At 49.9% G+C, this 2,751-nt stretch carries 2 protein-coding genes and 1 riboswitch; both genes read left to right on the forward strand.

Features of this window, described 5'->3' with window-relative positions:
* Positions 1–170: 170 nt before the first annotated feature.
* Positions 171–368: riboswitch (cobalamin riboswitch) on the forward strand.
* 87 nt (positions 369–455) lie between these two features.
* The gene (locus J7M22_09940) at positions 456–641 is read left to right on the forward strand and encodes a hypothetical protein (protein ID MCD6506929.1); all 186 of its coding nucleotides are present in this window, start codon (positions 456–458) and stop codon (positions 639–641) included.
* Between the two features lie 10 nt (positions 642–651).
* Positions 652–2,445 carry a TonB-dependent receptor gene (locus J7M22_09945; GenBank protein MCD6506930.1) on the forward strand — a complete coding sequence of 598 codons (1,794 nt, stop codon included), beginning with the start codon at positions 652–654 and terminating at the stop codon, positions 2,443–2,445.
* Positions 2,446–2,751 lie beyond the last annotated feature (306 nt).

Here is a 2,751-nt window from a genome sequence, read left to right on the forward strand (position 1 = left end):
CCTCATGGCAATACCAATCTCAGACTTTTGTCAGTCAACCAGCTCCAAGCTCTTTTGAGTTTGGAGGTTATTTTATATTCATCCAACCTCTTTGTCTACCCCCTCTTACCTACAAAATTTTCATACACCCCGATTTGACTCAGTCAAAGACGGATGATATAATTTGGTCGTAAGATCGTTCAGGTGCAGGTGCCGGGAGGGATTGACTCCCCGGAGAATAGGGAAGAGCGGTGAGATTCCGCCACGGCCCCGCCACTGTGATCGGCGTTAACCTCTTCCAATAGAGCCACTGGCGATTTGAAAATCGCTGGGAAGGCGGGAGAAGGTCGCCGTAAGTCAGGAGACCTGCCTGCACCGTCACATCGAGCGACCTCGAGGGGGGTTGCGGACGATGCTCTCCCTCCTCTCCCCACCCGCACCTGAACATCCCAGATCTCACAAAGGAGGAAAAAGAGATGTTCGAGGATGAAACGCGCGGTTGCTCCCAGCCACCTCTTATAGGGAAGATCAACAGGATGTTCGAGCTCATAGACTCGATGGAAGAGGGAGCGAGAAAGAGGAAATTCTTCGAGCTGATGGAAGTTGTGAACGATCTGCTCTCAGAGCGCGGTTGTGATGATGAGCTAATGATGATGGTATGAGGAGGGGAAGATGGTCGTTTTTATCATCTGTATGGCCTTCCTGACGGCGGATATCAGGATGGAAGAGGTCGTCGTAACGGCCACGAAAAGGGCGGAACCAATTGAAGAAACTCCTTTCTTCGGAACGTCGATCGATAGGACGGAGATCGAGCGATCAGGTATGAACGATCTCGGTGAATTGCTTAGCTCTTCTCCCTTTATATCGATCAGAGATTATGGACCAAACTCGATGTCCTCCGTTTCAATTAGAGGTGCTTCTTCCAGTCAAGTGCTTGTGTTGATCGACGGCGAGAGGCTGAACAATTCACAAAGCGGGGGAGCTGATTTGGATAAGATCCCACTCAACGCCATAGAGAGGATTGAGATCGTTCGAGGTGGATGTTCCGCACTCCACGGCGCTGATGCCGTAGGAGGTGTGATCAATCTCATAACCTCCCGACCGGATGGGAATGGAATTAAGGTCAACATGGGACTGGGAGATTTTGGAGAAATGACGGGAGCAGCGCAACTCCACGTAAGACATAGCTCATTTTCAGGAATGATCTCGCTATGGGGATTTAAATCGGATGGCGATTATGAATACGTGGACAGGTTCGGCCGAAGGAAACGCCGTGTAAATGCCGGGACGGATAGGAACAATCTGCTTGCGAAGCTGATGTGGAAACCCAGTCCTAGGGCGGAGATCGAAATTACAGGGGGAAGGTTCAGATCGCATAGCGGCGATCCAGGGATGATGGGTTACCCTCAGCCGAACGCCTTTTTAGAAGATGACGCGGGATCTCTCGGCTTACATCTGAGATATAATCCGTTCAAAGCTGCCATGCGATATAGATCATCGCTGATCCATTATCTCAACCCCGACAGCAGATACAACGTCGATGACACACACCAGCTTAGATCGTTTGAAGTTGAGGTTAGTTCGACGCCGATTGAGCTTCGATATCTTTCATCCATGTTCACCGCTACCTTCAGGCGTGAGGTTCTAGACAGCACCAGCACAGGTTATCACGTGAGGGAGAGTTTGGGGATCCATCTTTCACAGGAAGCTAAGTTGAAACGGATCTCCCTCTTTGGGGCGATCAGATGGGATGTGTTCTCGGACTTCGGCTTATCCTTCAGTCCAAAGATGGGCTTTAAAGTCGATCTGAGGGGACCGTTCTCCATCAAAGGCAGCTTTGGGCAATCCTATCGAGCTCCCACTTTCAACGACCTATATTGGCCTGAGGATGCCTTTGCAAGGGGCAATCCGAACCTCAAACCGGAACGCTCCTCCCAGGCGGAGTTGGGCCTGCAGATCCTGAGGGAGAAAGTCTCTGGCGAGCTCGTTCTCTTCAGCTCGACCACTGACGGGTTGATCCAATGGGCTCCGGGCAAAGGGGGGAAATGGTATCCGCAGAACCTCAATGAGGCTAAGGTCTCCGGTCTGGAAGCAGGACTGCATCTTAAACCCCTTGACGGGCTGCTGGATATCAGGTTCTCATACTCCCTCACTGATGCTAAGGATCAGGGAGGATATCCTCTGCTTTACAGGCCGAGGCACTCTTTTGGATATCGTGTCAGAATCGGAAGGAAACTCTGGGCGATTCTATCGGGGAGGGCCGAAGGCAAGAGGTTCTATAGAAAGGGGGGCGGGTACCTCGAACCCTATCACGTGCATGATCTCAGGATAGGTGTCTCCCTCAAAGGCATCAAGTTGATTTTCGTCCTCGGGAACCTACTCGATGAGAGATATATGCTCTCCGCGGGATATCCACTTCCAGGTAGGAGATGGAGCTTTAGAGTGTCAGGAAGCTGGGGCGAATGATCGTATTGTGCCAAGAGATCGTTACCACCCAAATGATATATTTGAACCTTTCAACCTACATTCCGCAGCATCATGTGGAAATTTTTTGATTTTTCGGGCTAGCTACCTGACAGTTTTGGAGATGAGGTAGAGGTTGAAAGTCACAGCGCATAAAAGGGATAATAGGGTGTGCAATAAATAGGGATAAAAGCCGATCCGATAAGGTTTTGCGAATGATATAATATCGCAAATACTCTAAGAGGATCGGCTATGGATAAGATAAGACAACTAATAAGCGATGTCAAGGAGATAATCAATCAACTCAAA

The sequence above is a fragment of the Candidatus Poribacteria bacterium genome (assembly GCA_021162805.1).
Taxonomy (GTDB): Bacteria; Poribacteria; WGA-4E; order B28-G17; family B28-G17; genus JAGGXZ01.